We start from the raw sequence: 26,377 nt of genomic DNA, 5'->3' as shown, positions 1-26,377 counted from the left end.
TGCGGTGCGTCAGACTCACCGCGCCCTCAGGATTTACGACTGCTGCGCAGCCGGACGCAGGCTTCGCCAGCTGCTACGGGGTATGTTTTGCTGCTGAGTTTGCTTAACTGATCGGCATTAGGCTGATGAGGCCGGGTTTTTCGTGTAGGAGCGAGCTTGCTCGCGATGGTCGTGAACGATAATGCGTGTTTACTGGCTAAACGCGGCGCTCTTGAGTCCATCGCGAGCAAGCTCGCTCCTACAATTTTCGTTGGCTGTTTAGGCCGGGTTTTTTCGTTGGGTGCTGCTTGCAAGCTATCATTCATGCAACGCGGCTTTCGATCAGACGATCCGAACCACCTTCAGCCACACGATTTTCGATCAGACGATCCGAACCACCTTCAGCCACGCGGTTTTCGATCAGTCGATCGGAACCACCTTCAGCTACGCGTTTTTCGATCAGACGGTCGGAACCACCTTCAGCCACACGGCTTTCGATCAGACGGTCCGAACCACCTTCAGCCACACGGCTTTCAATCAGACGATCCGAGCCGCCTTCAGCGACAACCTGGTGAGTAGGGGCAGCGGCAAAAGCGTTTACTGCAAAAACCGAAAAAGCGATGCTGAGGAGGGTTTGGCGTTTCATGAGAGTGTGCTCCGGGGGGGGGGTGGTTGGTATGGAGCCGATGTTACGCCGCGGATTTTTTATGAGAACTTCATTGACGTGATGGTAAACATCGACAGCAATGATAGGGCGTGTAAGGAATCTCACGCGAGCGTGATGGTTCGGTCGTCGGGTGGCAGCGGTGGGGGCGGTTACGGCTTCTACACTGGTTAGCTGGCGGGTGCCTTTGTCCTTTAGAGGCGTCGCACAGTTGATTTCAGCACTTGGCTAGATGTTGCCGCAGGTTCCAGTCTTTTGATCTTTTCCATTTCGTGGTCCCAAGGAAGTGTTTATGTACCAGCTTTATGGACACAAGAATTCCGGCGCGGCGGCGATTGAAGCGGCCCTTGAACTCTGCGAGATTCCTTACCGCTTTATCGATGCTGAAGCGTCTCTGGAGACGGCTCAAGCCCTGGAGAAACTCAACCCGCTCAAGCAGATTCCGACACTGCAATTGCCCGACGGCAGCATTCTGACCGAGAGCGCGGCAATCCTGATTCATCTGGGGCTGACGTTTCCCCAGTCGAAGTTGTTGCCAGCACTGCCCGCCGAGCGCGATCAGGCGATTCGCGGCCTGGTGTACATCGTCAGCAATTGCTATTCGGCCATCGGCATCATCGACTACCCCGAGCGCTGGTTGGCCAAAGTGGACGAGTCGTCCAGGCAGAACCTCATGGCCGGTGCCCGCGCGCGTCTGCATTGGAGTTGGGAGGTGTTTGCCGATCAGTTTGCGGGCGAGCTGTATCTGGGCGATGAGACGCCGGGAGCGCTGGATGTGTTGGCGGCAGTGATCACGCGGTGGGCCGGCAGTCGCGAGCATTTACGCAGTGCGCGGCCCGGTTTTTCCGCCTGGCTTGAGCGAATCGACCGCCACCCGATATTGGCACCGGTTTTTGCCCGGCATTGGCCAGCCTGAAGAACACCGTCAATCCAAATGTGGGAGCGAGCTCGCTCCCACAAGGTGAGGGGGGCATTACTCGCCGCGAATGTACTGCTCCAACTGACGAATCAGCTCGGCCTGTTCGGCGATGGCTTCCTTGACCAGGTCACCGATGGACAGCAGGCCAAGCAATTTGCCGTTTTCCACCACCGGCAGGTGGCGCAGACGTCTATCGGACATGATGCCCAGGCAAGTATCGACGGTTTGATGGGTGTCCACGGTGATCACCGGGGACACCATGATGTCGCGAACCGGCGTGCCTACCGAAGAACGTCCATGCAACACCAGTTTGCGTGCGTAGTCTCGCTCACTGATGATGCCCAGCACTTTATCATTCTCCACCACCAGTAAGGCGCCGACGTTCTTCTCGGCCATCTTCATCAGAGCTTCGAGCACCATGTGATCGGGTTTGATCTGATGCACTTCCTGATTCTTCTGATCTTTCAACTTGAGCAGTTGGGCGACGGTTTTCATGGCGGTTTCTCAGGTGTTGTCGTTGTCCTTGAAGAATCGTAGACCCGAGCGCTGAGGGCAAGGGAGAAAGCGGCAGATAACGCTCAAAAAACGCCATTTGGCGGTTTTTCTTCGCCTTTCATCGTTTTATCGGGTGGGGACGAGACGGTATCTACACTGATATTACGGTGCGCATCCGTCGCACCGCACGACCACACTACTGGAGTCTGACCCATGACCGACCGTACCTGCGACTGCCCCAAATGCTCATGCAAACTGGGCGAACATCCAATTGTGCGCCACGGTAAGCACTATTGCTGCGAAGGTTGCGCCAAGCACCACGAACACGGAGAGGAATGCTCCAGCAAGGGCTGCAAATGTGCCCACGGCTGACCGTTTTTCCACCAAAAAAATGGAGCCCGACAGAGCAATTGTAGGAGCGAGCTTGCTCGCGAAGGTCTCAAGAGCGCCGAGTTCAGCCAGTAAATACGCGTTATCGTTAACGACCTTCGCGAGCAAGCTCGCTCCTACTGTTCAGTTCAGTTCGCCGGTCGCCAGGTAACATTCTCGACGCCGAATTTTTCCGCCAGCGGCTTGCTGGTCTTTTGTACCTTCTCTCGGCCAAAGCGAGGGATTCGTGCAACACCCGCATCGCAACTCGCCCAATGCCAGGCCTCCGCGTTATCCATTTTGTCCAGGCGGATAATGAATGACTTGGGTACGCCATGAAGGGTGTATTCAATGACGAAAAGTTTTGCGTTGCTCATATAGCCTGAATTCCTCCCTGTGGTTATAGAGGGATCGCGGGCATAGCGGAAAATTCAGTCGGGTTGTCGGACGGCGACCGCCAGTGGCGACAGGACCGGTGGCTCGTTACCATGCAATTCCTGTCAAACCCAATGATCCTAGCCCATGGCCCTTGCCGCACCCCCCGACCTGAGTGACACCGATGTGCCTGTGCAACCGTTGGCGCGCACCTACCCGCGCGGGCTGTTTATCGAACCCCACGAGCATGTCTGGGGCCAGTTGCTGTATGCGATGAGCGGTGTGATGTGGGTCGAAACACCGCATGAGGCGCTGGTGGTCCCTCCGCAACGGGCAGTATGGCTGCCGCCGGGAGTGCCGCACGGAATTCGCGTGGTGTCGGACTTGCAGATGCGCAACATCTATCTGCGGCCTTCGTTGGCAGCGACGCTCGACGACACTGTTCAAGTGATCGAAGTCGGCGGGCTGCTGCGTGAATTGATCGTCGGGCTGGTGGAGCAGGGCGACGAGGGTGAACCGGCGTATTACGAGGCTCTGGTCGGCCTGGCGCTGCTGGAGCTTAGGCGAGCCAGGCGCTCAGTGCTTAAAATACCATTGCCGGACGATTCCGACCGGCGTTTGATCAATCTGTGCCAGGCGGTCATGGCCGCGCCCTCCCTGGATGTTTCTTTCGAACAGCACGCCGAAACGGCCGGGGCTAGCGTGCGCACGCTGGCGCGGCTGTTCAAGGAGGGGTTAGGCATGGGCTTCGCCGAATGGCGACGACAAGTGCAATTGGTGACGGCCGTTGCAGAGTTGATTCAGGGCGTGCCAGTCAGTGTGATTGCCCGGGAGCTGGGCTATTCGCCGAGCAGCTTCAGCGACATGTTCCGCCGGGAACTGGGTGTCGCGCCTTCACAGTTTTTCGCGAGCCAGCGTGAGCTACCCCAGCCATAACGAAAACCTGTAGCAGCTGCCGAAGGCTGCGTTCGGCTGCGCAGCAGTCGTGAAATCAGACAACGCGGTACTTCAGTAATATCGTGCATGCAGGATTTACGACTGCTGCGCAGCCGAACGCAGCCTTCGGCAGCTGCTACAGGTTTTCCTTATGATCGGAATCAGTGTTTTTGGCCGACATTCAGAAGTACTTGGCCGATGCTCGCCGCTATGGCGCTCTAGACTTTGTGCATTCCTTGATTGCCCACGGAGCCTGCCATGAGCTACCTCATTTCACTCGTCATCGGCCTGGGCGTCGGTCTGCTCTACGGCGCACTGGATTTTCGTTCCCCCGCACCGCCAGCCATCGCGCTGATAGGTCTGCTCGGAATGCTCGCTGGCGAGAAACTCTGGCCGATGGGCCGGCAACTGGTGGCTGGCTGGATCTCCTGAGGTTCCCTTTCCTGATTGACGGACACTCCCATGAAAGCACTGCAGTTCGACAAAACCGGCGACCTTTCGGCCCTGCGCTACGTTGAGGTTCCCACTCCCGTTGCCGGCACTGATGAAGTATTGGTCCAGATCAAGGCCGCCGGACTCAACCCCAGCGATGTGAAGAATGTGCTGGGACGTTTTCCCTACACCACCTTGCCGCGAATTCCCGGTCGTGATTTTGCCGGTGTCGTCGTGGAAGGCCCGCAGGCGCTGATCGGTCAGGAGGTCTGGGGTACCGGCCGTGAGTTGGGCTTTTTCGCCGACGGTTCCCATGCACAATTCGTCAAACTGCCGGCCAACGGAGTCGCGCGCAAACCCACTCATTTGAGCTTCGCCCAGGCCGCCAGCCTCGGTGTGCCTTACACCACGGCGTGGGATGCGCTGGAACGCAGTTTGGTGACGGTCGGCACACGATTGCTGGTGATCGGCGGCGGGGCGGTCGCCAGCGCGGCGCTGGCGTTGGCCAAGGTGCGCGGCGCGCAGGTCCTGGCGGCGGCGCGGCGACCGGAGCAGGTCAAGGAGTTGGACGCACTGGGGTATCAAACACTGCTGCTGGATAAACCCGAGGATTTGGGGGGCCAGGTGCATGCCGTTTACACCGACGGCGCGGACGTGATTTTCGACACCACCGGTTTCTGGCTGCCGGCGTCGGTCGCCGCCCTGGCTGCGTTCGGCCGCATCGCAATCATTGCCGCGCCGGTGGATGGCCTCGTGCAATTGCCGGCCCTGGCCCTGTATCGCAAGGGCGGTTCGGTGGTGGGGATCAACTCGTTGCTGTACGGCGTTCAAGCCTGCGCGGCCATGCTCGATCAGTTCGGCTCGTTTTTCGATCAGGACCTGTTGCCGATACCTCAAGGGCTGTTCGAATCGCCATTGGCCGACGGGGTGACGCGTTATGTAGAGGTCAATCAAGGCCGCGGTGAAAAAGTTATCCTCCTGCCTTGACCCTGTCCATCCTGGCGACGGTCAGAACTGCGCCGTTTGCTTGAGCATCTGCGCCGCCGGTGTATCGGTCGGGCTGACCATCGCGTAGTTGTAACCGCCGCCCGACCAGTACTCGGCCTGCAATTCGCCATCGCGGCGGCTGCCTCTTGGCAACATGAAGTTCTTCGGTCCCGGCGGGCGGACATAGAAGCTGATCTTGTGCCCACCCTGATCCTCATACACCACCATCGCCGCCGGTCCTTGATCGGTGGTGAGCAAGCGCCCGCTGGCCGGTTTGAACCCTGCGCCCGAGAGGTCAGGCAGGCGATTGGCCTGAGTGAAATAGCGGTCGAGCCAGCCCTGCATGTCGCCGTCGTCGCTGACCCTGTAATCAGCCGGCAAAATGCCTTGTTGGGCAAACAGCCGATACGCCTGCATCGCATCGGTCATCGGTAGTTGGGTACTGACGAGAGTCATTTCCCGGGCCTGCCAACCGCTGATCCCCCCGACACTGACCGCGATCAGCAACACGGCAGCACTGGCCAGATGCCGGCGAGACTGGCGTTTCAGGCGCTGACGGATCACAGCCGGATCAAGGTCCGGGTTGGCCGGCTGCTGCAGGGCACCACTCAGCGCTGCGCGCAGTTGCTGGGCGTCCTGCTGCCAGGCGTGCACTTGCGCGGCAACCTGCGGATTGCTTGCCAGAAAAGTTTCCACCAGGCGTCGCTCGGCATCGCTCAGTTGATGGTCGACATAGGCGTGCAGGTCGCGCTCACTTGGGGGCATGCTGATCATTTGAGTATCCGCAGAGATGGGCTGGTGATTTCTCCGTCGCTCAACTGGCGCAAGGCCTGGCGGGCACGTGACAGGCGGGACATCACGGTGCCGGTCGGGACGTCGAGAATCTCGGCGACCTCTTTATAGCTCAGGCCTTCCACCGATACCCAGAGCAGCAGGGCGCGTTGCTCGGTGGGGAGCTGATCGAAGGCCTTGAGGGTCGATTGGGCAATCACGCTACGCTCCACCGATGGCTGTGCGTCGTCACGCCCGGTGAAGAATTCGAGCATTCGCGCGTATCGCCGGGTGCGCCGGTGAGCATCCAGAAACTGGCGGTAAAGAATCGAAAACAACCAGGCGCGCAAGTCACCCTCGGGACGTTTGTCGCCCCAACTCGACAGCGCCCGCTCCAGACTGGCCTGCACCAAATCATCGGCGCCACTGGGATTGCGCGTCAACGACACGGCAAACCGGCGCAATCTGGGAATGATTTCTCTCAATTGTTCGTCGATATCATTCATGAAGTTCTGACTAGTCACTACGCTGGACTAGGAAGACGCCCGGCATTCGAGGTTATTCCACGCCTGAGAAAATAAATACCGGGCGATGGAATAAACCGCCGTGGGGTTCGTCTGCTTGATTCTTCTCACTTGTGGCCGATGGCCCTGGAGTCTTTCATGGTAGATCGATCATCACCGCCACCCCGGCCACCCTTGAGTACTGCGAGCCTGACGTTGCGTCTGGCCGGCATTGCCGTCGTCGTCGCCGCACTCGCCGGGGCTTTTGCCTACGTCAACGGCACCTTCGACCCACAGCGATTGACCCCGAAAAAGTTGATTAATGTGCTTGAGACCAATAACGGTGTGCACCCTGGATTCCGTCGCAACCACTCCAAGGGTGTGTGCGTGATCGGGCATTTCGAGAGCAGCGGCGAGGCGCGCAGTTATTCCAGCGCTCAGGTGTTCAACGAGGCGCGGACCCCGGTAGTGGGACGTTTCGCACTGCCTGCCGGTAATCCTTACGCGCCGGACAACAGCGTGCCGATCCGCAGCCTGGCACTGCGCTTCACCCAGGCCAACGGCCAGCAGTGGCGTACCGGAATGAACAGCATGCCTGTATTCCCGGTGGGCACGCCCGAGGCGTTCTACCAATTGCAACAGGCCCAGTCGCCTGATCCTGCCACCGGCAAACCGAACCCGGCGGCCGTGCCGGCGTTTTTCGGCTCGCATCCGGAAGCGGCACCCTTCCTGGCCTGGATCAAAACCGCCAAGCCGTCGGCCAGTTACGTCACGGAAACCTACAACAGCGTCAACGCGTTTTACCTGGTGAATGCCGCCGGGCAACGCCAGGCCGTGCGCTGGAGCATGACCCCGATGGCTCAGGATACGGCGGGTGCCACGGCGTCGGAGGGCGGTGACTTTTTGGAGAAAGACCTGGTGCAGCGCATTGCCGCCGGGCCGTTACGGTGGCAATTGAAAATCACCCTGGCCAACCCCGGCGACCCGGTCAACGATGCGAGCAAGGCCTGGCCTGAAGGGCGCAAAGTGTTGAACGCTGGCACCCTGGTCCTTGAAAGCACCCAGCCGCAACTGAACGGCGAGTGCCGTGACATCAATTACGACCCGCTGGTATTACCCGCCGGCATCGAAGGTTCCAACGACCCGTTACTCGCCGCTCGCTCAGCCGGTTACGCCAATTCCTACCTGCGTCGCACCAGCGAAGTCAGCCAGTTACCCGCCGCCAAACAGGAGGCCAAGCAATGAGCGCCCAACCGAACCACTTCGCTGCGCTGGCGCGGCTGCTGCACTGGCTGATGGCGCTGATGATCATTGCCATGCTGTTTATCGGCGCGGGCATGGTCGCTTCAGTGTCCGAACGCCATGAGTGGCTGATCCATCTGCACAAGCCGTTGGGAATCGCCATTCTGCTACTGGTGGTCGTGCGTCTGGCGGTGCGCTTTTCTACACAACAACCGCCATTGCCGGCCGACCTCCCAGGCTGGCAAGTGCTGGCGGCCAAAGCCTCGCATGTCTTGCTGTATGCCTTGATGTTGATTTTGCCGCTGCTAGGCTGGGCGATGATTTCGGCGGCGGGCGACCCGGTGATGCTCAGCAGTTCGTTGCAATTGCCATCGATCGTGCCCGCGAATGCGCAGGTGTTCGCGTTTCTGCGCAGAGCTCACAGGTATTTGGCGTATCTGTTGTTTTTGACGGTGTTGCTGCACCTGGCGGCCGCGTTGTTTCACGGTTGGGTGCGTCGTGATGAAGTGCTGGACAGCATGTTGCGGGGGAGAGACCGAGGTTGATCCTCTGTAGCAGCCGGACGCAGGCTGCTACATGGACCGGGCAATCAGCGCAGCGTATCGACCATTTCTGCAACGGTCGTCAACACATCCTTGCCCAACTGCTTTGAACGTTTACCCGACCAACCCGTCAGCGCATTCGGTGCATCATTGTTGTCCTTGAACGGCATTTCCAGGGTCAGCGACAGGCAGTCGAATTTTTGACCGACGCTGTTGCAGGCCAGGGTCATGTTGGCTCTGCCCGGCTCGTCGCGGGTGTAGCCGTGCTTGGTCTGGAAGTCCTTGGTCAGGTGTTTCAGATGACTGCGGAAATGCTCTTCGAGTTTTTCGATCCGCGGCGTATAGCCCGGGTTGCCTTCGCAACCGGCGGTGAACACGAAGGGAATTTCTTCATCGCCATGGATGTCGAGGAACAGGTCGACGCCGTATTTTTCCATCTGTTGCTGAACGAACAGCACTTCCGGACTGATTTCCTGGCTGGCGCTCTGCCAGGCGCGGTTCAGGTCCTGGCCCATGGCGTTGGTGCGCAGGTGACCGTGGAAGGCGCCGTCCGGGTTCATGTTGGGTACCAAATATAGATCGGCGCTGGCCAGCAGTTTGCTCAACACTGGATCGTCGTGTTTTTCCAGGCGTTCGATCACACCTTCCATGAACCATTCGGCCATGTGTTCGCCCGGGTGTTGCTGGGCAATGATCCAGATCTTGCGCTGACCTTCGGCGCCAGAGCCTTTGCGCAACAACTGGATATCGCGCCCTTCAACGCTCTTGCCGGTGGCCAGCAGTTCGGTACCGGCCTTGGACAGCGCTTGCTCGATCAGCCAATCGTGACGGCCACGGCTGTAAGGTTCGAAATAGGCAAACCAGGCGTGGGTGGCGGTAGCTTCAAGGCTGAAGCGCAGGCAGTCGCCTTCGAAAATGGTCGGCACCCGGAACCAGTTGACGTGGTCGTAGGACGCGACGGCCTGATAACCGTCCCAGGCTTTGTTGTATGAGGATTTGCTGGCGTTGTTCAGGCGAAACCAGTGTTCCTGGCCGACGTGCAGACCGCTGGCCTTGAAGTGGAACCACTGGAAGTGCGGGCTGCGGGTGTCTGGTTTGATGGCCAAAAGCGCCTGCAACGGATTGCTGATGTCCAGCACTTCAATGTTGCCGCTGTCGAAGTTCGCGCTGATGTCGAAAGAGGATTTAGCCACGGCCATAGTCGATTCCTGAATATGATTTTATGGCTGCTACTTTACACGCTGGGGAGGGAAAAACCGGTGGAAATTGTGGGGTGGAACGAGGGGGGCGTCCTCCTTGACGCCGACGCAGCTTAGAGACTGTGCGATGGGTTCTCAAGCGGTATTTTTTCATGAGTCTGGCCCAGTGTTGGCGGGTCTCAAAGGCTTCATTAGCCTGAAGATAAAGCCGGAATAACTGGCAAAAAAAAGACCCGGCAAAAAGCCGGGTCAAAAACCGTGATTAGCCTGATGAGGAGATAGCCCAGGAACCGACCTAAGGTCACCTGGACAATCGACTGATCTCGCGATCAGCTGGATGCAATAATAATCATTCTCGTTTGCAAGTCAAATGATTCTATCTGCTCGATTGGAAAATTCTTTCCGTCGTCCTGCCAAACACTTCCCGTTTCAGCGGTTTTTATCCCCCTCAAGGGATCGGTCTACCATCGCCCTGGCCATATCAATCATGTGCACTGCCGAAAATGCCAGGTCCCGGTGTGCACCGTGCAGATTATTGGCTGACTCATTGGCAATGGCAGCGGCGCATCGCAACAGGTCCGAAGCATGAACCAGCGCTTCTTCGCAGCTGATGTTGCGGTTCACGTCGAAGAAACGCGCCTCTGCCGCTTCATCTGAAACAACTGGTTTCAAGTAATAGTCCAGCGCTCGCTGCGCGGCGGCAGAGCCTTTGGGCGAGGTGAGGGTGGTGTCGATTTGCATATCCGGCAAGTCGTTGTGGGGGAAGGTCATGGTGTTGGCAAACTCCGTGATAGGTTCAGATCCGTGAATCAATCCTAATACGTACTGTATTTGTGACGAGAATTTAAATACTACAATGTGTGTTTTGACGGCCGGAGGCGCCCACGTATCGTGCCGCACATGGATAAATGGATTGAATTGGTCAAGGCCAAGATGAGTGAACTCAAAGTCACTCAAGAGATACTCGCCGAGCGCCTCGGGATGTCCCAGGGCGGCGTAGGCCATTGGCTGACAAAACGACGTCAGCCCGGCATCGACGACATGAATCGGGTATTGCAGGCGCTCGGCATGGAGTTTCTGGAAGTGGCACTGGTGATCAGGGAGCCGGAATCCTCGCCGGACGACGAAATGCCCCTGTCGCAAAAGTACAACCCCTACTTCCGCTACCCGGTCAGTGGCTGGCGCGAGCCCGCAGAGGTTCGCGACGGCGAGCAGGCGGTCTACGGCAAGGCGCGGTTCGAGCTGTCCGATTACCACGCGCAAGGCGCAGCGTTCTGGCTGAAGGTGGCGGGCGATGCGATGACTGCACCCAGCGGCATCAGTATTGCCGAGGACATGTTGATACTGGTGGACCCGGCGGTAAGCGCCGAACCCGGAAAACTGGTGATCGCCCAGTGGCCGGACAGTGCCGAGGCGACCTTTCGCAAGCTGATCGAAGAGGGCGGGCAGCGTTACCTGGTCCCGCTCAATCCGACGTATCCGAAAGTCCTTTACACCGAAGAGTGCCGAATCATCGGCGTGGTGGTTCAGGCAACGGCCAAGTTCTAGTCAGATCGGTCCTCGCAATGCGTAGGACCGATCTTCATTTCACGCCTCTTCCAGCTCGACCAACGCACTGCCTTCGCTGACCATCTCGCCTTCCTGACAATACAACGCCTTGATGACCCCGGCGTGTGGTGCGCGAATGCTGTGCTCCATTTTCATCGCTTCCAGCACCACCAGTTGCGCCCCGGCCTCGACCGTTTGCCCTGCCTCCACCAACACGCGGACGATGCTGCCGTTCATGGGAGCAGTGAGCCCGCCCTGATGACTGTGACTGGCCTCGACGGCACTGATCGGGTCGTAGGACTCGATGCGGCGCAACTCACCTTCCCATTGCAGATACACAATGCCGTCACAGCGGATTGCCCGATGCTGACGGCGCACGCCGTCGTGCTCGGTGAGCAGTTGCTCACCGTTGAGTTGAGCCGTGCGAAGGTCACCCAGGGTCAGTGCCCGGTCTTGTCCTTCGCAGCTCAAATGCAAGGTGATTTCTGTTGGCAGACCGGCACGGAAACCGGTGCCATGAGCCCATGGCGAACTCAGGTCATCGGCGCGTGTGGAGCGCGGTTGGCTCTGGGCAAACGCCTGCGCGGCGGCCTGCCAGAACTCGTCACTGAGGTCCGACGGCTCCGGCAGCAACTGCTCCTGGTAGCGCGGAATGAATCCGGTATCCAGTTCGGCTGCGGCAAAGGCCGGATGGCCGATGATCCGGCGCAGGAAGTTGATGTTGGTCTTGAGCCCGCCAATCGCAAACTCATCGAGCATGCTCAGCAAACGCAGTCGCGCCTGTTCACGATCCTCGCCCCAGGCAATCAGCTTGCCGAGCATCGGGTCGTAGAACGGCGAAATTTCATCGCCTTCTTCGACGCCACTGTCGACGCGCCGCCCCGGACCTTGCGCGGATTCTCGATACAGCTCCAGACGCCCGGTTGCGGGCAGGAAATCATTGCCCGGATCCTCGGCATACAACCGCACTTCGATGGCATGACCGATCAGCGGAACCTCGTCCTGGGTCATCGGCAGGGTTTCGCCACGTGCCACGCGAATCTGCCACGCCACCAGGTCGAGGCCGGTAATGGCTTCGGTGACCGGGTGTTCGACTTGCAGGCGCGTGTTCATCTCCATAAAGAAAAACTCGCCCCGCGAATCCAGCAGGAACTCGACGGTGCCGGCGCCGACGTAACCGATGGCTTGTGCCGAGCGCACGGCGGCCTCGCCCATGGCGCGACGCAGTTCCGGGCTCAGACCTGGAGCGGGCGCTTCTTCGACGACTTTCTGGTGCCGACGCTGGATCGAGCAGTCCCGTTCATTGAGGTAAAGGCAGTTGCCGTGCTGGTCAGCAAACACCTGGATTTCCACGTGGCGTGGTTTGAGCAGGTATTTCTCCACCAGCATCCGCGAATCGCCAAACGACGATTTCGCTTCACGCTGAGCCGAGGCCAGGGCTTCGGCCAGTTGACTGACGTCCTCGACCACTTTCATGCCTTTGCCGCCACCTCCCGCCGTGGCCTTGAGCAGCACCGGATAGCCGATGCGCTCACAGGCATCGCGGAAGGTGTCGAGGTCTTGCGCTTCGCCGTGATAGCCGGGCACCAGGGGCACGCCAGCGGTTTCCATCAAGGCTTTGGCGGCGGATTTGCTGCCCATCGCATCGATGGCCGAAGCCGGCGGGCCAAGGAAGATCAGGCCGGCGTCTTCAATGGCGCGGGCGAACCCGGCGTTTTCCGACAGGAAGCCATAACCCGGGTGAATCGCCTGGGCGCCGCTGGCCTTGGCGGCGGCGATCAGTTTGTCGATTTGCAAGTAACTGTCCGCGGCTTTGCTGCCTCCGAGGTCGACGCGGATATCCGCTTCGCGGCTGTGGCGGGCCTCACGGTCGGTGGCGCTGTGAACCGCCACGGTGGTCAGGCCTAACGCCTTGGCGGTGCGCATGACTCGGCAAGCGATTTCGCCACGGTTGGCCACCAGCAGGGTGGTGATAACAGGTGCGCTCATCAACGCGGCTCCTTGGTGGTGGTTTCGGCTTGCCAGTTAGGCGGACGTTTTTGCAGAAAGGCCCGCAAGCCTTCCTGACCTTCGGGGCTGACGCGGATGCGGGCGATGGCGTTTTCGGTGTAGCGACGAAGTGCCGGGGTCAGCGCGCCGTTGCCGACTTCACGCAGCAAATCCTTGCTGACGCGCATGGCGGCCGGGCTGTTTTGTAGCAGGTTGTCGATCCACTGCTCAACGTTCTGCTCCAGCTCATCGGCCGGATAGCTCTCCGACAACAGGCCGATTTCCCGTGCCCGTTGCCCGCCGAAACGTTCGGCCGTCAAGGCGTAGCGGCGTGCCGCGCGTTCGCCAATGGCTTGCACCACGAACGGGCTGATCACTGCAGGTGCCAGGCCGATGCGTACTTCCGACAGGCAGAATTGCGCGTCATCGGCGCCAATTGCCATGTCGCAGCAACTGATCAGGCCCAACGCGCCGCCGAATGCCGCGCCTTGCACCACGGCCAGCGTCGGGACTTTCAGTTTGGCGAGGTTGTACATCAACTCCGCCAATTCCCGGGCGTCGTCGAGGTTGGTGTGGTAATCGAGTTCGGCCGATTGCTGCATCCAGGCCAGGTCGGCACCGGCGCTGAAATGCTTGCCACGTCCACGTACCAGCAGGAACCGCAGGCTGGCGTCGGTCGAGACCTTGTCCAGCGCGAGGATCAGTTCGCGGATCATTTCGGCGTTGAAGGCGTTGTTCTTTTCCGCACGGCTGAGCCACAGCGTGGCGAAGCCACGCGGGTCGGTCAGCAGTTCGAGGGTATTGAAGTCGTTCATGTGTTACCTCTCCACTGTTCTTGTTGGAGCGAGCCTGCTCGCGAAGGCGGTGGTACATCCAGTAACGATGTGACTGACAAACCGCTTTCGCGAGCAGGCTCGCTCCCACAAAAAATCACATCCGGAACACGCCGAAGCGGCTCGGTTCGATTGGCGCATTCAGCGACGCCGACAAGGCCAAGGCCAATACATCGCGGGTCTGCGCAGGGTCAATGACACCGTCGTCCCACAAGCGGGCGCTGGAGTAGTAGGGGTGGCCCTGTTCCTCATACTGGTCGAGGATCGGTTGCTTGATCTCGGCTTCCTGTTCGGCGCTGAAACCCTGGCCACTGCGTTCGGCCTGCTCGCGTTTGACCTGGACCAATACGCCGGCGGCTTGCTCGGCGCCCATTACGCCGATCCGCGCATTCGGCCACATCCACAGGAAGCGTGGATCGTAGGCCCGCCCGCACATGCCGTAGTTACCGGCGCCGAAGCTGCCGCCAATGATCACGGTAAATTTCGGTACCTTGGCGCACGCCACGGCGGTCACCAGCTTCGCGCCGTGTTTGGCGATGCCGCCGGCCTCGTATTTCTGGCCAACCATGAAACCGGTGATGTTTTGCAGGAACAGCAACGGGATGCCGCGCTGACAGGCCAGCTCGATAAAGTGCGCGCCTTTTTGCGCGGCTTCGGCGAAGAGGATGCCGTTGTTGGCGAGGATCGCAATCGGGTAACCGTGCAAGTAGGCAAAACCGCAGACCAATGTCGTCCCGAACAATGCCTTGAACTCGTCGAATACCGATCCATCCACCAGCCGCGAAATGACTTCGCGCACATCGAACGGCTGCTTGGCGTCAGCCGAGACCACACCGTACAACTCTTCGCTGTTGTAGAGCGGTGCGATGGGCGCGCGCTGTTGCACTTCGCCGAGTTTGCGCCAGTTGAGGTTGGCGATGCTGCGCCGCGCCAGCGCGAGGGCGTGTTCATCGCTCTCGGCGTAATGGTCGGCGACACCGGAAATCTTGCAGTGCACATCGGCCCCGCCGAGGTCTTCGGCACTGACCACTTCACCGGTCGCAGCTTTCACCAGCGGCGGACCTGCGAGGAAGATAGTGGCCTGGTTGCGCACCATGATTGCTTCGTCGGCCATGGCCGGCACGTAAGCGCCCCCCGCAGTGCAGGAACCCATGACCACCGCGATTTGCGGAATGCCCATGGCACTCATGTTCGCCTGATTGAAAAAGATCCGCCCGAAGTGTTCGCGGTCCGGGAACACCTCATCCTGACGCGGCAGATTGGCGCCGCCGGAGTCCACCAGATAGATGCACGGCAAGCGGTTCTGCTGGGCGATGGTTTGGGCCCGCAGGTGCTTTTTCACGGTCAACGGGTAGTACGAGCCACCTTTCACGGTGGCATCATTGGCGACAATCATGCATTCGACGCCTTCGACGCGGCCGATTCCGGCAATCACGCCAGCGGCCGGAACGTCTTCACCGTAAACCTCGTAGGCCGCCAATTGGCTGATCTCGAGAAAGGGTGAACCGGGATCGAGCAGGCGATTGATCCGCTCGCGTGGCAGCAGTTTGCCTCGCGAGGTGTGGCGTTCTTGGGCCTTCGGGCCGCCACCTTGCTGCACTTGGGCGAGCAGGGTATGCAGGGCGTCGACCTGTTTGAGCATCGCCGCGCTGTTGGCTGCGAACTCCGCCGAGCGCGGGTTGAGCTGGGTATGCAGGATAGCCATGGACAGCTCCGGTTAGCGGGTTTCGTTGAACAGTTCGCGACCGATCAGCATGCGGCGGATCTCACTGGTGCCGGCACCGATTTCATACAGCTTGGCATCACGCAGCAGACGGCCGGCTGGAAACTCGTTGATGTAGCCGTTGCCACCGAGTATCTGGATCGCGTCGAGGGCCATTTGCGTGGCGCGTTCGGCGCTGTAAAGGATCACGCCGGCCGCGTCCTTGCGCGTGGTTTCACCACGCTCGCAGGCTTGGGCTACAGCATAAAGGTAGGCGCGGCTGGCGTTCAGCTGGGTGTACATGTCGGCGACCTTACCCTGGATCAGCTGGAATTCGCCGATGCTTTGGCCGAACTGCTTGCGGTCGTGGATGTACGGAACGATCAGGTCCATGCAGGCCTGCATGATCCCGGTCGGGCCACCGGAAAGGACAACGCGCTCGTAATCGAGACCGCTCATCAGTACTTTCACGCCGCCATTGAGCGCGCCGAGGATGTTTTCTTCCGGGACTTCGACGTCATCGAAAAACAGCTCGCACGTGTTTGAACCGCGCATGCCGAGCTTGTCGAACTTGTTGCTGCGGCTGAAGCCTTTGGAATCACGTTCAACGATGAACGCGGTGATGCCGTGCGGGCCTTTTTCCAGGTCGGTCTTGGCGTAGATCACGTAGGTGTTAGCGTCCGGGCCGTTGGTGATCCAGGTTTTGCTGCCATTGAGGATGTAGTGATCGCCACGTTTATCCGCACGCAATTTCATCGACACCACGTCGGAACCGGCATTCGGTTCGCTCATGGCCAAGGCACCGATGTGCTCGCCGCTGATCAGTTTTGGCAGGTATTTGGTTTTTTGTTCGTGATTGCCGTTGCGGTTGATCTGATTGACGCAAAGGTTGGAGTGAGCGCCGTAGGACAGGGCGACCGAGGCCGAGCCGCGGCTGATTTCTTCCATGATCACCACGTGGGCCAGGTAACCCAGGCCAGCGCCGCCGTACTCTTCCGGCACGGTAACGCCGAGCAGGCCCATGTCGCCAAATTTGCGCCACAGGTCGGCGGGGAACAGGTTGTCGATGTCGATCTGAGCCGCGCGCGGGGCGATCTCTTTGGCGACGAAGGACTGGACCTGATCGCGCAGCATGTCGATGGTTTCACCGAGGGCAAAGTTCAGGGATGGATAGCTCATGGGGCACCTTTTGGCTTTTTGTAGGAAGAGGCGGGCAGCGATCGGGCTCTCACCTTTACGTTAACGTAAGCCTGTGACGAATGGCTGTCAATCACCCTTTACGTTAACGTCAACTTGAGCGAGAGTAGAGCCCGTTCAAGATAGAACGCGGACCAACCCTGTGGGAGCGAGCCTGCTCGCGAAAGCGTCGGATCAGTCGACATTAATGTTGAATTATCGGCCTCTTTCGCGAGCAGGCTCCCACAGGTGACCGTCGGCAGCCCGTTAATAAAGACAATAGGGGTCGTCATGGATCAACCCAGTGCAAGCCCGCAGCGCAGCTACACCCGTGGTTCTCAGGACAAAGCGTTACTGGCGATGACCATTGGTCAGGCATTCGATAACACGGTCGCGCAGTACCCGACCGGGGAGGCGCTGGTCGTGCGCCATCAACAGTTGCGCTACACGTGGCAGGAACTGTCCGACGCGGTGGATCTGCACGCCAGAGCCTTGTTGTCGCTGGGTTTGCAGACCGGCGACCGCCTCGGCATCTGGGCACCTAACTGCGCCCAGTGGTGTATCAGCCAGATCGCCAGCGCGAAAATCGGTGTGATTTTGGTCAACATCAATCCGGCTTATCGCAGCTCGGAAGTTGAATACGCATTGAAGCAATCCGGTTGCCAATGGCTGGTCTGCGCCGGCGCCTTCAAATCCTCCAACTATCACGGCATGCTCCAAGGCCTGGTGCCTGAGCTGGCTGAGCTGGCTGAGCAATCCATCGGCAAATTGCAGTGTGAACGTTTGCCGGAGCTGCGCGGCGTGATCAGCCTTGATGCGCAACCGCCATCAGGCTTCTTGCCCTGGTCGCAACTGGCCGATCTGGCCGCCAGCGTGTCAACCGGGCAATTGCGCGAACGTCAGGACAGCCTGCATTTCGACCAGCCGGTGAACATCCAGTACACCTCCGGCACCACGGGTTTCCCCAAGGGCGCGACCCTCAGTCACTACAACATTCTCAATAACGGTTACATGGTGGGCGAAAGCCTTGGCCTGACCGCCCATGATCGGTTGGTGATTCCGGTGCCGCTGTACCACTGCTTCGGCATGGTCATGGGCAACCTTGGTTGCATCACCCACGGCAGCACGATGATTTACCCCAACGATGCGTTCGATCCGCTGCTGACCCTGAGCACCGCTGCCGAAGAAAAGGCCACCGCGCTTTATGGTGTGCCGACCATGTTCATCGCCATGCTTGATCAACCCAGGCGCACGGAGTTCGATCTGTCGAACCTGCGCACCGGGATCATGGCCGGCGCAACCTGTCCGATCGAAGTGATGCGTCGGGTCATCAGCGAAATGCACATGAACGAAGTGCAGATTGCCTACGGCATGACGGAAACAAGTCCGGTGTCTTTACAGACCGGTCCATCAGACGAGCTGGAACTGCGCGTCACCACCGTTGGCCGAACTCAGCCGCAACTCGAAAGCAAGATCATTGACGAGGCGGGCAACCTTGTACCGCGCGGCACCATTGGCGAACTGTGCACCCGCGGTTACAGCGTGATGCTCGGGTACTGGAACAACCCGCAAGGCACCGCGGAAGCCATCGACCAGGCAGGCTGGATGCACACCGGCGATTTGGCGAGCATGAACGACGAAGGCTATGTGTGCATTGCGGGCCGCAACAAGGACATGATCATCCGCGGCGGCGAGAATATTTACCCACGGGAGCTGGAAGAGTTCTTCTTCACCCACCCGGCCGTGGCGGATGTGCAAGTGATCGGGATTCCGTGTTCGCGCTATGGCGAGGAGATTGTGGCCTGGATCAAATTCCACCCGGGCCATAGCGCCACCGAGCAGGAGCTGCAAACCTGGTGTAAAGAACGCATCGCGCACTTCAAGACGCCGCGTTACTTCAAGTTCGTCGATGAGTTTCCGATGACCGTGACGGGCAAGATCCAGAAATTCAGGATGCGTGAGATCAGTATCGAGGAGCTCAAAGCGATACTGTAGGAGCGAGGCTTGCCCGCGATAGCGTTAGGTCAGTCGATATTTATGTCGGATGTGTCGCAGCTATCGCGAGCAAGCTCGCTCCCACATTAACGGGGGCGGTGGACATTACAAATCACGGAAAGCACAAAGGGGAGCCGAAGCTCCCCTTTAATTTGTCGTTGCATGTGCTCTTTTTTTATTATTGAGGGGCGGTCTGTTTTTGTTTTTGGTGACCGTGACCCTTTACCGCTGTTTTATCGATCCCCATCCGGGATCAAGAGCAAACGTATTTTTTTGAGCGCTGATCTACTTTTTCGCTAAGCGATCCAACCAGTTCGGGAGCTACCTGAAGGTAGTTTTATTGTTCTCTGCCCGGTTGCGGGTTACTTCGAAAAGCACCCTGAAAAGCACACCTTCTCCAAAAAAATCTGTTAGCTGCGTCTCTGCCGTGTTGTTTTTGTTATGTCAGAGTCGTTACGTCTTATTTTTATTAGGGCTTGCTGCTTTTTTTGTTCTTGTTATGCAATAGAGATAGCAGAAGCCGTGCCAACTTTTAAAAAGCCTTTAAAATCAACTATTTATAAATTTGTAGGTTTTTTCGTTCAGCTAAATCCCGACAAATTGTTTCCGTGTTACTCGCTTGTGCCCACGTTTCAGCGTTGCGGTAACACCCCCGACGCCTCACTGTGCGCTACGAGCCTTGGCCACGCGCGAACCCGTTGGTCGGCCTAGCACGGAGCAAATTTGCTGGCCAGCGAGAATCAATGCGTCCAGGTCGATTCCGGTCTTGATGCCCAAGCCGTTGAGCAGGTAAACCACGTCTTCGGTGGCGACGTTACCGCTGGCCCCCTTGGCGTAGGGGCAGCCGCCCAGGCCAGCGATGGAGCTGTCGAATACCGAGATGCCTTCCAGCAGGCTGGCGTAGATGTTGGCCATGGCCTGGCCATAAGTGTCGTGAAAGTGCCCTGCCAGTTTTTCACGCGGCACCTGGGCGGACACCACTTCAAACATCTTACGAGTCGCGCCAGCGGTGCCGGTGCCGATGGTGTCGCCCAGCGAAACTTCGTAGCAGCCCATGGCGTAGAGCTCGCGAGCGACTCGGGCGACTTGTTCTGGCGCGACGTCACCTTCATAGGGGCAGCCCAACACGCAGGACACATAACCGCGCACGCTTACGCCATGCTGTTTGGCGGCGTCCATGATCGGTACGAAACGCTCCAGGCTTTCGCTGATCGAGCAATTGATATTGCGCTGGGAAAATGCTTCGGACGCCGCCGCGAATACCGCGACCTCCTTGACCCCGGCGGCAATGGCGTCTTCAAACCCGCGCAGGTTGGGGGCGAGTGCGCCGTAGGTCACGCCTGGCTTGCGTCGGATCTGCGCGAAGACCTCGGCGGAGCCGGCCATCTGCGGGACCCATTTGGGCGAAACGAAACTGCCGACTTCTATATAGCCGAGGCCGGCGGCGGTGAGGGCGTCGACCAGTTGCACCTTGTCCGCAACGCTGATGGGTTGGGCTTCGTTTTGCAGACCGTCGCGGGGGCCGACTTCGACCAGGCGTACATGAGTGGGTAGGGACATGGGAATCGACCTGTGTTGATAGTTTGAATACTGAGAAACCCCCTTGTAGGAGCAAGCTCGCTCCTACAGGACTTCCTGGCTTTTGATCGTCTGTTCGAGCGCCTGGACGCAGCGCTCCTGCGCGGTGTCCAGTTCCAGCTTCATCTGCTCGATGTCGAGCATCTGCTGCTCCAGCTGTTCGCGGCGCTCGGCGATCTTGCTCAACATGGTTTGCAACTGCTTTTGATTGCCACCGGTGGGGTCGTAGAGTTCTATCAGTTCGCGGCATTCGGCCAGCGAGAAGCCGATGCGCTTGCCCCGCAGGATCAGCTTCAGGCTGACCTTGTCGCGGGGCGAATAGATGCGTTCCTGGCCGCGCCGCTCCGGGCTGAGCAGGCCTTGCTCTTCATAAAAACGAATGGCTCGGGTGGTGATGTCGAGCTCGCGGGCTAGGTCGGAAATGCTATAGGTCTGGCTGCTCATGGGCGCGCTCGAATAAGGTCATGGCGCTAAACTAATGTCAGGTTGACGTTTACGTCAAGGGGCGTGAATCTTTGGTGTTCTTGCGGGCCTCTTCGCGAGCAGGCTCGCACACAGTAGAGCTTCGGCGAACACAATATTTGTGTATGGCAGAGATCTCCTGTGGGAGCGAGCCTGCTCGCGAAGAACGATGACGCAGTACAAGCACCTACACCTTATCGAGTTTTTTCTCATGTGCCGTCACCTGCTGGCACAGCTCGATCATCTGTTCGCGCATCCAGCGGTTGGCCGGATCCTGGTCAGTGCTTTCGTGCCAGTAGAGGTGGGTTTCCACGGGGGGCACATCGTTGACCGGCAGGCTGAAGGCGTGCAAATCATTACGCCGGGCGAAGCGTTCCGGCACGGTCATGACCATGTCGGTCTGTTGCAACACCTGGGATGCCATCAAGTAATGCTGGGAGCGCAGGGCGATCTTGCGTTGAATGCCCATTTTTCCAAGCGCCAGGTCGACATGCCCCAGACCACTGCGGCGGCTGGAGATATGAATGTGGGTCAGGGACAGATAATCATCGAGGCTGAATTTTTCTTTGCCCGCCAGCGGATGACCCTTGCGCATGGCACACACATAGCGATCTTCCATCAACTTGACGTGACGCACCTGCGGGTCGGTGTTGAGGGGGGCATCCACGGCGAAGTCGAGACGCCCGGCCGCCAGTTCCTTGGTGGTCTCGCGGCGCTTGGACAGGAAGCTCTCGATGATCACTGTCGGTGCCAGGCGGCGCAGGCGCTGGAACAGCGGCGGCAGAATGATCGCTTCGGTGAGGTCGGTCATGCTGATGCGGTAGGTCTTCACCGCCTGCAACGGGTTGAAGATGCGGCTTTCTTGCACCGAAACCCGCAGCAACGAGAGGGCGTTGCGCACCGGGCCGATGATGTTCTGGGCCATCGGTGTCGGCACCATGCCTTGGGCGGTGCGCACGAACAAAGGGTCGTTGAAGGTTTCGCGCAGACGAGCCAGGGCGTTCGAGACCGCAGGCTGGGTAATGCCGACAATTTGCCCGGCACGGGTCAGGTTGGCTTCTGTGTAGATCGCGTCGAAGACGATGAAAAGGTTGAGGTCGACCTTGCTCAGATTCATTGCGCTGCACTCTTATTGTTGGGCTCTCGATCATCCGATCATATATCGGTGATGAATGTTAATACACGCCGAGAATAGGCTAGGTAAATTTTCATGGCTGTTCTAGCATCGATTGCATGACCTGAACAACACCTCTGAACTGTCAGTTAAAAAGGTAGAGCTGCCATGGATTTCGCTTATTCGCCCAAGGTGCAAGAACTGCGTGAGCGCGTGACCGCGTTCATGGATACCTACGTTTATCCCGCCGAAGCCGTGTTCGAGCGTCAGGTCGCCGAGGGCGATCGCTGGCAGCCGACCGCAATCATGGAAGAACTCAAACTCAAGGCCAAGGCTGAAGGCCTGTGGAATTTGTTTCTGCCTGAGTCCGAGCTCGGCGCCGGGCTGACCAACCTTGAGTACGCACCACTGGCAGAGATCATGGGCCGCTCGTTGCTGGGCCCCGAGCCGTTCAACTGCTCGGCGCCAGACACCGGCAATATGGAAGTGCTGGTGCGCTACGCCAACGAAGAACAGAAACAGCGCTGGCTCGAACCGTTGTTGCGCGGTGAGATCCGCTCGGCGTTCGCGATGACCGAGCCGGACGTGGCGTCCTCCGACGCCACTAACATGGCCGCCCGTGCCGTGCGCGAGGGTGACGAGTGGGTGATCAACGGCAAGAAATGGTGGACCTCCGGCGCCTGTGATCCACGCTGCAAGATCCTGATTTTCATGGGTCTGAGCAATCCCGATGCGCCGCGCCACGCGCAGCACTCAATGATTCTGGTGCCGGTGGATGCGCCGGGGGTAAAGATCGTTCGTCCGTTGCCGGTGTTCGGTTACGACGATGCGCCACACGGCCACGCCGAAGTGCTGTTCGAGAATGTACGAGTGCCGTATGAAAACGTGCTGTTGGGTGAAGGACGCGGTTTCGAAATCGCCCAAGGTCGTCTTGGCCCGGGCCGGATTCACCACTGCATGCGTTCGATCGGGATGGCCGAGCGCGCGCTGGAACTGATGTGCAAACGTTCGGTGAACCGTACTGCGTTCGGCAAACCGCTGGCACGTCTGGGCGGTAACATCGACAAGATTGCCGACTCGCGGATGGAGATCGACATGGCGCGCCTGCTGACGTTGAAGGCGGCCTACATGATGGACACCGTCGGCAACAAAGTGGCGAAAAGTGAAATCGCGCAGATCAAGGTCGTGGCACCGAACGTCGCCCTGCGGGTTATCGACCGGGCGATCCAGATTCATGGCGGGGCAGGGGTGTCCAACGATTTCCCGCTGGCCTACATGTATGCAATGCAGCGCACCCTGCGCCTGGCTGACGGCCCGGACGAGGTGCACCGCGCAGCGATCGGCAAATTCGAAATCGGTAAGTACGTCCCTAAAGAAATGATGCGCAACAGCCATTAAGGCTTTTGTAGGAGCGAGCTTGCTCGCGATGGACGCCAGAACACCGCGTTTATCCAGCACACACGCGTTATCGTTAGCGACCATCGCGAGCGAGCTCGCTCCTACAAATATATAACGGTCGTGATGCCTCAGTCGACCGTCGGCAGCCCGTAGAACGCCCGTGCGCACGCGGTGCTGTGCGCCGCCAGTTCTTCCTCGCTTTCCCCACGATGCAACGCCACTTCACGTAACACTTCGGTGAGGAAGGCCGGTTCGTTTCGGCCATTTTTCGGTTTGGGCCGCAGACTGCGCGGCAGCAGATACGGCGCATCACTCTCCAGCATCAACCGACCCCCTTTGATCTCCTTCACCAACGGGTGCAGGTGCGTGCCTCGGCGCTCGTCGCAGATCCAGCCGGTGATGCCAATGTGCAGATCCAGATCGAGGTAACTGAACAGCGCCTTTTTTTCGCCGGTGAAGCAGTGCACGACGGCCGCAGGCAACTGATCTCGGTAATCACGAAGGATTTCCAGGAGTCGTTGACTGGCATCGCGCTCGTGAAGGAACACCGGCAATTGCAACTCGACTGCCATCGCCAGATGTTCTTCAAGGACCTTTTCCTGCTGCGGACGCGGCGAGAAATCACGGTTGAAATCCAGCCCGCATTCACCCACGGCCACCACGTTCGGCTCCTTGAGCAAACTGCGCAAACGCTGGGCGCTGTCGGCGTTCCAATCGCTGGCCGAATGCGGGTGAATGCCGGCGGTGGCGAACAGCCGTTGCGCCGTTTCATCCAGTTGCCGGCACAGTTCCAGTGCCTGTTCGCTGCCCTCGACGCTGGTGCCTGTGAGCACCAATTGGCAGACACCGGCTGCATAGGCGCGGTCGAGTACAGCCTGGTGTTTGTCGGCAAAACTGGGGTTGGTCAGGTTGACGCCGATATCGATGAGTTGCATGGTGCTACCTCGGACCAAAGGCCGGAAAGCATATCAGAGCTGTAGATTTATAAGAAAAGCCAAGAACTACAACGAGTTGAAGCTGTCTCTTGATGCCGCGAGACAGGTCGGGTTGGTCGATGTGCCATCACTGTGCCGGTCTTTCGCACTTTGCCAGCGCTCAAGGCGCTCTGTTTCTGTCGTTCGATTTCACCCAATTGTTGAAATCGGCCCCAGTATTCTTTCCGGAGAGTGGATGACACGTCCCTCGGTTTTGCTACTGTTGTGTTGTTCGTTGCTGCTGCCGATGCCAGCGGTCGCACGCTTGGCCGGACCGCTGCAAGCTGTGCCGTCAACCAAGGTGCGCGATCTGGCGGACATCCGCAGCAGCCGCGTGCTGCGGGTGCTGGTCAATCAGAGCCGCAACAGCTCCGGCGAAGTCCAGGGCCAGGCCATCGGCGTCGAATACCATCGCCTGCGCGCCTTCGAGCAATACCTTAACGGTCACGCCCGTGACGGTCAGGAAATCACCCTCAAGATCATTCCCAAAGCCAAGGATCAACTGCTCGGTGCATTGCAGCGCGGGGAGGGTGATCTGGTTGCGCCGGGGGAGCTGCTCGATCTGCATTCGGGCTATGCCGTCAGCACCAGTGAACCGGTTGCCAGCAACATTCCGCTGGTATTGGTCGGGATCAAGGGTGAGAAGCGCTATACCCGTCTCGAACAACTCTCTGGCAAAACCCTGGCATTACCCACTGGCAGTGCTGCCGGGGATGCAGTCAGTCAGATCAATCAGAAGCTCGCCCTGCATAAATTGCCACCGGTGAAGATCGAGTGGGTTGACCCGACCCTGGCGGTCGAAGACGTACTGGAGATGGTCCAGGGCGGGATTTTTCACCTGACCATCGTCGAGCAACCGATTGCCGAGCGCTGGGGCAAGATCCTGCCCAAGTTGCGTTTCGATCGGCAGGTGCTTATCAATGATCCGGGTGAAGAATTCTGGTTCGTGCGTCGCGATGCCTCAATGCTGCGGGCGAGCATCGATCGCTTCCTCATTGGCTACAAAAATCCATCGGATCAGGATGCCGCGTTCCTGCGGATCTATCGACGCCTGTATCAAGTTCACTATCCATTGGCCAAGTCTGATCGCCAGCGTTTGGAACAACTTCGACCGGTGTTGCAGAAACACGCCGACGCTCAAGGCATGGACTGGCTGAACCTGGCGGCACTGGCATTCAAGGAAACCGCTTTGCAACCCGGCGCCAGCAGCGGTAGCGGTCCCACTGGCCTGATGCAGATCACCCCATCTGCCGCCCAGCAGGTAGGGGTCAATAACATTCAGAACCTCGACGCCAATGTGCAGGCCGGGGCCAAGTACCTGGCGATGATCCGCCGCAAGTTTTTCGCCAGCCCCAAACTCAACGAGCGTGAGCGTATGGCGTTTGTGCTGGCGGCTTACAACATCGGACCGGAGCGGGTTCAAGGCATGCGCGCCGAAGCACGGCGGCGTGGTTTGAATCCCAATCAATGGTTCTTCCAGGTCGAGCGCATCGCCATGGAGCAGGTGGGAATGGGACCTGTCAGCTATGTTAATAGCGTGAACAAGTATTACCTGGCGTTCGATCGGGAGCGGGAGTCGTTAGAGCCCCAGGGGCAGAAAGTTGCCTCACGGAAATGATCTACTAAACTGATTGTTATGGCGGAAAAATCGCGATTTTAACATTTGGTTTACTGATTAATATAGCGACCAACCCACTCTCAACTCAAAATGGATGACACAGCATGAGCTCACTGATCAACAAGGTATTGTTTACCCGCGCTGGCTATGGCCTGACTGTCCTGCGGATCTTCGTCGGCATCATCTTCGCTGCCCACGGCTCGCAGAAACTGTTCGGCGCGTTTGGTGGCTACGGCTTGGCGGGCACTGCGCAGTACATGGAGAGCATCGGCTTGACGCCCGGGTATCTGATGGCAACGCTGGCGGGTGGCATGGAGTTCTTCGCCGGTCTGGCCTTGATCATCGGTTTGTTGGTCCGCCCGGCCGCACTGGGACTCATCTTCCTCTCGGTAGTAGCCATCCTCTCGGTGCACATCCATAACGGGCTGTTCCTTGCTAACAACGGTTTTGAATTCGCCCTGGCCCTGCTGGGTGGCGGCATTGCGGTATTGATCGAAGGTGCCGGCAAGCTGTCAGTCGATCGCGCCATCGCAGGGTAACCGCTCTGGCTCAACGAAAAGGCCCGCATTGTGCGGGC

27 protein-coding genes are annotated in these 26,377 nt (G+C 58.9%); 12 read left to right on the top strand and 15 right to left on the bottom strand.

Translation table 11 applies throughout. The features are described 5' to 3' along the window. Window positions 1-301: 301 nt before the first annotated feature. The gene (locus ACM6IR_RS20240; RefSeq protein ID WP_414909336.1) at window positions 302-625 is read right to left on the bottom strand and encodes a hypothetical protein; all 324 of its coding nucleotides are present in this window, start codon (window positions 623-625) and stop codon (window positions 302-304) included. 310 nt (window positions 626-935) lie between these two features. On the opposite strand from ACM6IR_RS20240, the gene ACM6IR_RS20235 reads away from it, so the two are divergent. Continuing rightward, window positions 936-1,559: a glutathione S-transferase N-terminal domain-containing protein gene (locus ACM6IR_RS20235; RefSeq protein ID WP_414909335.1), complete on the top strand. Its 624-nt coding sequence runs from the start codon at window positions 936-938 to the stop codon at window positions 1,557-1,559. A 57-nt stretch (window positions 1,560-1,616) separates the two neighbouring features. Here ACM6IR_RS20235 and ACM6IR_RS20230 read toward each other — a convergent pair whose 3' ends face one another. Then, window positions 1,617-2,057 carry a CBS domain-containing protein gene (locus tag ACM6IR_RS20230; protein WP_414909334.1) on the bottom strand — a complete coding sequence of 147 codons (441 nt, stop codon included), beginning with the start codon at window positions 2,055-2,057 and terminating at the stop codon, window positions 1,617-1,619. A 213-nt stretch (window positions 2,058-2,270) separates the two neighbouring features. Between ACM6IR_RS20230 and ACM6IR_RS20225 the strand changes: the two genes are divergently transcribed. Next, window positions 2,271-2,429, top strand: a complete 159-nt coding sequence (locus tag ACM6IR_RS20225) for a metallothionein (RefSeq protein WP_201117945.1) — start codon at window positions 2,271-2,273, stop codon at window positions 2,427-2,429. Between the two features lie 146 nt (window positions 2,430-2,575). Here ACM6IR_RS20225 and ACM6IR_RS20220 read toward each other — a convergent pair whose 3' ends face one another. Beyond that, entirely contained in the window at window positions 2,576-2,803 is a 228-nt protein-coding gene (locus ACM6IR_RS20220; RefSeq protein WP_414909333.1) for a DUF6555 family protein, read from the bottom strand. Between the two features lie 145 nt (window positions 2,804-2,948). On the opposite strand from ACM6IR_RS20220, the gene ACM6IR_RS20215 reads away from it, so the two are divergent. From ACM6IR_RS20215 to ACM6IR_RS20205, 3 genes are all read left to right on the top strand, one after another. Beyond that, window positions 2,949-3,737 (top strand): AraC family transcriptional regulator, encoded by a 789-nt coding sequence (locus tag ACM6IR_RS20215; protein WP_414909332.1) that lies wholly within the window; start codon window positions 2,949-2,951, stop codon window positions 3,735-3,737. A 258-nt stretch (window positions 3,738-3,995) separates the two neighbouring features. Further along, entirely contained in the window at window positions 3,996-4,169 is a 174-nt protein-coding gene (locus ACM6IR_RS20210; RefSeq protein ID WP_140667893.1) for a DUF1427 family protein, read from the top strand. A 30-nt stretch (window positions 4,170-4,199) separates the two neighbouring features. Further along, window positions 4,200-5,156 (top strand): quinone oxidoreductase family protein, encoded by a 957-nt coding sequence (locus tag ACM6IR_RS20205; RefSeq protein WP_414909331.1) that lies wholly within the window; start codon window positions 4,200-4,202, stop codon window positions 5,154-5,156. Between the two features lie 21 nt (window positions 5,157-5,177). On the opposite strand, the gene ACM6IR_RS20200 is transcribed toward ACM6IR_RS20205, so the two are convergent. Beyond that, window positions 5,178-5,930 carry an anti-sigma factor family protein gene (locus tag ACM6IR_RS20200; protein WP_414909330.1) on the bottom strand — a complete coding sequence of 251 codons (753 nt, stop codon included), beginning with the start codon at window positions 5,928-5,930 and terminating at the stop codon, window positions 5,178-5,180. Beyond that, window positions 5,927-6,433: an RNA polymerase sigma factor gene (locus ACM6IR_RS20195; RefSeq protein WP_414909329.1), complete on the bottom strand. Its 507-nt coding sequence runs from the start codon at window positions 6,431-6,433 to the stop codon at window positions 5,927-5,929. The genes ACM6IR_RS20200 and ACM6IR_RS20195 overlap by 4 nt, the downstream gene beginning before the upstream one ends. A 156-nt stretch (window positions 6,434-6,589) precedes the next feature. Here ACM6IR_RS20195 and ACM6IR_RS20190 point away from each other — a divergent pair, with 156 nt between their 5' ends. Next, window positions 6,590-7,675, top strand: a complete 1,086-nt coding sequence (locus ACM6IR_RS20190) for a catalase family peroxidase (RefSeq protein WP_414909328.1) — start codon at window positions 6,590-6,592, stop codon at window positions 7,673-7,675. Further along, window positions 7,672-8,217, top strand: coding sequence for a cytochrome b (locus ACM6IR_RS20185; RefSeq protein WP_414909327.1), 546 nt, complete (start codon window positions 7,672-7,674; stop codon window positions 8,215-8,217). The genes ACM6IR_RS20190 and ACM6IR_RS20185 overlap by 4 nt, the downstream gene beginning before the upstream one ends. A 44-nt stretch (window positions 8,218-8,261) precedes the next feature. On the opposite strand, the gene ACM6IR_RS20180 is transcribed toward ACM6IR_RS20185, so the two are convergent. Next, window positions 8,262-9,413, bottom strand: a complete 1,152-nt coding sequence (locus ACM6IR_RS20180) for a M14-type cytosolic carboxypeptidase (RefSeq protein WP_414909326.1) — start codon at window positions 9,411-9,413, stop codon at window positions 8,262-8,264. 429 nt (window positions 9,414-9,842) lie between these two features. Further along, a complete protein-coding gene (locus ACM6IR_RS20175; protein WP_414909325.1) occupies window positions 9,843-10,184 on the bottom strand; it encodes a DUF6124 family protein in 342 nt (113 codons plus the stop codon). Window positions 10,185-10,313: 129 nt separating this feature from the next. Here ACM6IR_RS20175 and ACM6IR_RS20170 point away from each other — a divergent pair, with 129 nt between their 5' ends. Further along, window positions 10,314-10,961 (top strand): LexA family protein, encoded by a 648-nt coding sequence (locus ACM6IR_RS20170; protein ID WP_414909324.1) that lies wholly within the window; start codon window positions 10,314-10,316, stop codon window positions 10,959-10,961. 39 nt (window positions 10,962-11,000) lie between these two features. On the opposite strand, the gene ACM6IR_RS20165 is transcribed toward ACM6IR_RS20170, so the two are convergent. The 4 genes from ACM6IR_RS20165 to ACM6IR_RS20150 form a co-directional block, all read right to left on the bottom strand. After that, window positions 11,001-12,950, bottom strand: coding sequence for an acetyl/propionyl/methylcrotonyl-CoA carboxylase subunit alpha (locus ACM6IR_RS20165; RefSeq protein ID WP_414909323.1), 1,950 nt, complete (start codon window positions 12,948-12,950; stop codon window positions 11,001-11,003). After that, the gene (locus ACM6IR_RS20160) at window positions 12,950-13,765 is read right to left on the bottom strand and encodes a gamma-carboxygeranoyl-CoA hydratase (protein WP_414909322.1); all 816 of its coding nucleotides are present in this window, start codon (window positions 13,763-13,765) and stop codon (window positions 12,950-12,952) included. The genes ACM6IR_RS20165 and ACM6IR_RS20160 overlap by 1 nt, the downstream gene beginning before the upstream one ends. A gap of 115 nt (window positions 13,766-13,880) precedes the next feature. After that, window positions 13,881-15,488, bottom strand: a complete 1,608-nt coding sequence (locus ACM6IR_RS20155) for a carboxyl transferase domain-containing protein (RefSeq protein WP_414909321.1) — start codon at window positions 15,486-15,488, stop codon at window positions 13,881-13,883. 12 nt (window positions 15,489-15,500) lie between these two features. Further along, on the bottom strand, window positions 15,501-16,664 hold the full coding sequence (locus ACM6IR_RS20150; protein ID WP_414909320.1) for an isovaleryl-CoA dehydrogenase: 1,164 nt from the start codon (window positions 16,662-16,664) through the stop codon (window positions 15,501-15,503). Between the two features lie 288 nt (window positions 16,665-16,952). Here ACM6IR_RS20150 and ACM6IR_RS20145 point away from each other — a divergent pair, with 288 nt between their 5' ends. Further along, window positions 16,953-18,656, top strand: a complete 1,704-nt coding sequence (locus ACM6IR_RS20145; protein WP_414909319.1) for an AMP-binding protein — start codon at window positions 16,953-16,955, stop codon at window positions 18,654-18,656. A 660-nt stretch (window positions 18,657-19,316) separates the two neighbouring features. Here the strand turns inward: ACM6IR_RS20145 and ACM6IR_RS20140 are convergent. From ACM6IR_RS20140 to ACM6IR_RS20130, 3 genes are all read right to left on the bottom strand, one after another. Continuing rightward, window positions 19,317-20,216, bottom strand: coding sequence for a hydroxymethylglutaryl-CoA lyase (locus ACM6IR_RS20140; RefSeq protein ID WP_414909318.1), 900 nt, complete (start codon window positions 20,214-20,216; stop codon window positions 19,317-19,319). 63 nt (window positions 20,217-20,279) lie between these two features. Beyond that, window positions 20,280-20,678, bottom strand: coding sequence for a MerR family transcriptional regulator (locus ACM6IR_RS20135; protein WP_414909317.1), 399 nt, complete (start codon window positions 20,676-20,678; stop codon window positions 20,280-20,282). 205 nt (window positions 20,679-20,883) lie between these two features. Next, window positions 20,884-21,813: a LysR family transcriptional regulator gene (locus ACM6IR_RS20130; protein ID WP_414909316.1), complete on the bottom strand. Its 930-nt coding sequence runs from the start codon at window positions 21,811-21,813 to the stop codon at window positions 20,884-20,886. Window positions 21,814-21,978: 165 nt separating this feature from the next. Between ACM6IR_RS20130 and ACM6IR_RS20125 the strand changes: the two genes are divergently transcribed. Next, entirely contained in the window at window positions 21,979-23,208 is a 1,230-nt protein-coding gene (locus ACM6IR_RS20125) for an acyl-CoA dehydrogenase (protein WP_414909315.1), read from the top strand. A 128-nt stretch (window positions 23,209-23,336) separates the two neighbouring features. Here ACM6IR_RS20125 and ACM6IR_RS20120 read toward each other — a convergent pair whose 3' ends face one another. Continuing rightward, entirely contained in the window at window positions 23,337-24,143 is an 807-nt protein-coding gene (locus ACM6IR_RS20120) for a TatD family hydrolase (RefSeq protein ID WP_414909314.1), read from the bottom strand. A gap of 235 nt (window positions 24,144-24,378) precedes the next feature. On the opposite strand from ACM6IR_RS20120, the gene ACM6IR_RS20115 reads away from it, so the two are divergent. Both ACM6IR_RS20115 and ACM6IR_RS20110 read left to right on the top strand, forming a co-directional pair. Beyond that, window positions 24,379-25,800 (top strand): transglycosylase SLT domain-containing protein, encoded by a 1,422-nt coding sequence (locus ACM6IR_RS20115; RefSeq protein ID WP_414909313.1) that lies wholly within the window; start codon window positions 24,379-24,381, stop codon window positions 25,798-25,800. Window positions 25,801-25,904: 104 nt separating this feature from the next. After that, a complete protein-coding gene (locus tag ACM6IR_RS20110) occupies window positions 25,905-26,339 on the top strand; it encodes a DoxX family protein (protein ID WP_414909312.1) in 435 nt (144 codons plus the stop codon). Window positions 26,340-26,377: the final 38 nt, after the last annotated feature.

The sequence above is a fragment of the Pseudomonas sp. IT-P253 genome, from assembly GCF_949768125.1.
Taxonomy (GTDB): Bacteria; Pseudomonadota; Gammaproteobacteria; order Pseudomonadales; family Pseudomonadaceae; genus Aquipseudomonas.
Note: the sequence above shows the minus strand (reverse complement) of the source record. Positions and strands in the feature narration are given on the sequence as shown.

Excerpts from the sequence above, each read along its gene's own strand:
- ACM6IR_RS20135 (WP_414909317.1), bottom strand. The coding sequence starts at position 20,678 with ATGAGCAGCCAGACCTATAGCATTTCCGACCTAGCCCGCGAGCTCGAC.
- ACM6IR_RS20210 (WP_140667893.1), top strand. The coding sequence starts at position 3,996 with ATGAGCTACCTCATTTCACTCGTCATCGGCCTGGGCGTCGGTCTGCTC.
- ACM6IR_RS20155 (WP_414909321.1), bottom strand. The coding sequence starts at position 15,488 with ATGGCTATCCTGCATACCCAGCTCAACCCGCGCTCGGCGGAGTTCGCA.
- ACM6IR_RS20225 (WP_201117945.1), top strand. The coding sequence starts at position 2,271 with ATGACCGACCGTACCTGCGACTGCCCCAAATGCTCATGCAAACTGGGC.
- ACM6IR_RS20230 (WP_414909334.1), bottom strand. The coding sequence starts at position 2,057 with ATGAAAACCGTCGCCCAACTGCTCAAGTTGAAAGATCAGAAGAATCAG.
- ACM6IR_RS20145 (WP_414909319.1), top strand. The coding sequence starts at position 16,953 with ATGGATCAACCCAGTGCAAGCCCGCAGCGCAGCTACACCCGTGGTTCT.
- ACM6IR_RS20190 (WP_414909328.1), top strand. The coding sequence starts at position 6,590 with ATGGTAGATCGATCATCACCGCCACCCCGGCCACCCTTGAGTACTGCG.
- ACM6IR_RS20235 (WP_414909335.1), top strand. The coding sequence starts at position 936 with ATGTACCAGCTTTATGGACACAAGAATTCCGGCGCGGCGGCGATTGAA.
- ACM6IR_RS20170 (WP_414909324.1), top strand. The coding sequence starts at position 10,314 with ATGGATAAATGGATTGAATTGGTCAAGGCCAAGATGAGTGAACTCAAA.
- ACM6IR_RS20120 (WP_414909314.1), bottom strand. The coding sequence starts at position 24,143 with ATGCAACTCATCGATATCGGCGTCAACCTGACCAACCCCAGTTTTGCC.
- ACM6IR_RS20125 (WP_414909315.1), top strand. The coding sequence starts at position 21,979 with ATGGATTTCGCTTATTCGCCCAAGGTGCAAGAACTGCGTGAGCGCGTG.
- ACM6IR_RS20160 (WP_414909322.1), bottom strand. The coding sequence starts at position 13,765 with ATGAACGACTTCAATACCCTCGAACTGCTGACCGACCCGCGTGGCTTC.
- ACM6IR_RS20205 (WP_414909331.1), top strand. The coding sequence starts at position 4,200 with ATGAAAGCACTGCAGTTCGACAAAACCGGCGACCTTTCGGCCCTGCGC.
- ACM6IR_RS20180 (WP_414909326.1), bottom strand. The coding sequence starts at position 9,413 with ATGGCCGTGGCTAAATCCTCTTTCGACATCAGCGCGAACTTCGACAGC.
- ACM6IR_RS20115 (WP_414909313.1), top strand. The coding sequence starts at position 24,379 with ATGACACGTCCCTCGGTTTTGCTACTGTTGTGTTGTTCGTTGCTGCTG.
- ACM6IR_RS20200 (WP_414909330.1), bottom strand. The coding sequence starts at position 5,930 with ATGATCAGCATGCCCCCAAGTGAGCGCGACCTGCACGCCTATGTCGAC.
- ACM6IR_RS20175 (WP_414909325.1), bottom strand. The coding sequence starts at position 10,184 with ATGACCTTCCCCCACAACGACTTGCCGGATATGCAAATCGACACCACC.
- ACM6IR_RS20195 (WP_414909329.1), bottom strand. The coding sequence starts at position 6,433 with ATGAATGATATCGACGAACAATTGAGAGAAATCATTCCCAGATTGCGC.
- ACM6IR_RS20150 (WP_414909320.1), bottom strand. The coding sequence starts at position 16,664 with ATGAGCTATCCATCCCTGAACTTTGCCCTCGGTGAAACCATCGACATG.
- ACM6IR_RS20215 (WP_414909332.1), top strand. The coding sequence starts at position 2,949 with ATGGCCCTTGCCGCACCCCCCGACCTGAGTGACACCGATGTGCCTGTG.
- ACM6IR_RS20220 (WP_414909333.1), bottom strand. The coding sequence starts at position 2,803 with ATGAGCAACGCAAAACTTTTCGTCATTGAATACACCCTTCATGGCGTA.
- ACM6IR_RS20240 (WP_414909336.1), bottom strand. The coding sequence starts at position 625 with ATGAAACGCCAAACCCTCCTCAGCATCGCTTTTTCGGTTTTTGCAGTA.
- ACM6IR_RS20140 (WP_414909318.1), bottom strand. The coding sequence starts at position 20,216 with ATGTCCCTACCCACTCATGTACGCCTGGTCGAAGTCGGCCCCCGCGAC.
- ACM6IR_RS20165 (WP_414909323.1), bottom strand. The coding sequence starts at position 12,950 with ATGAGCGCACCTGTTATCACCACCCTGCTGGTGGCCAACCGTGGCGAA.
- ACM6IR_RS20185 (WP_414909327.1), top strand. The coding sequence starts at position 7,672 with ATGAGCGCCCAACCGAACCACTTCGCTGCGCTGGCGCGGCTGCTGCAC.
- ACM6IR_RS20110 (WP_414909312.1), top strand. The coding sequence starts at position 25,905 with ATGAGCTCACTGATCAACAAGGTATTGTTTACCCGCGCTGGCTATGGC.
- ACM6IR_RS20130 (WP_414909316.1), bottom strand. The coding sequence starts at position 21,813 with ATGAATCTGAGCAAGGTCGACCTCAACCTTTTCATCGTCTTCGACGCG.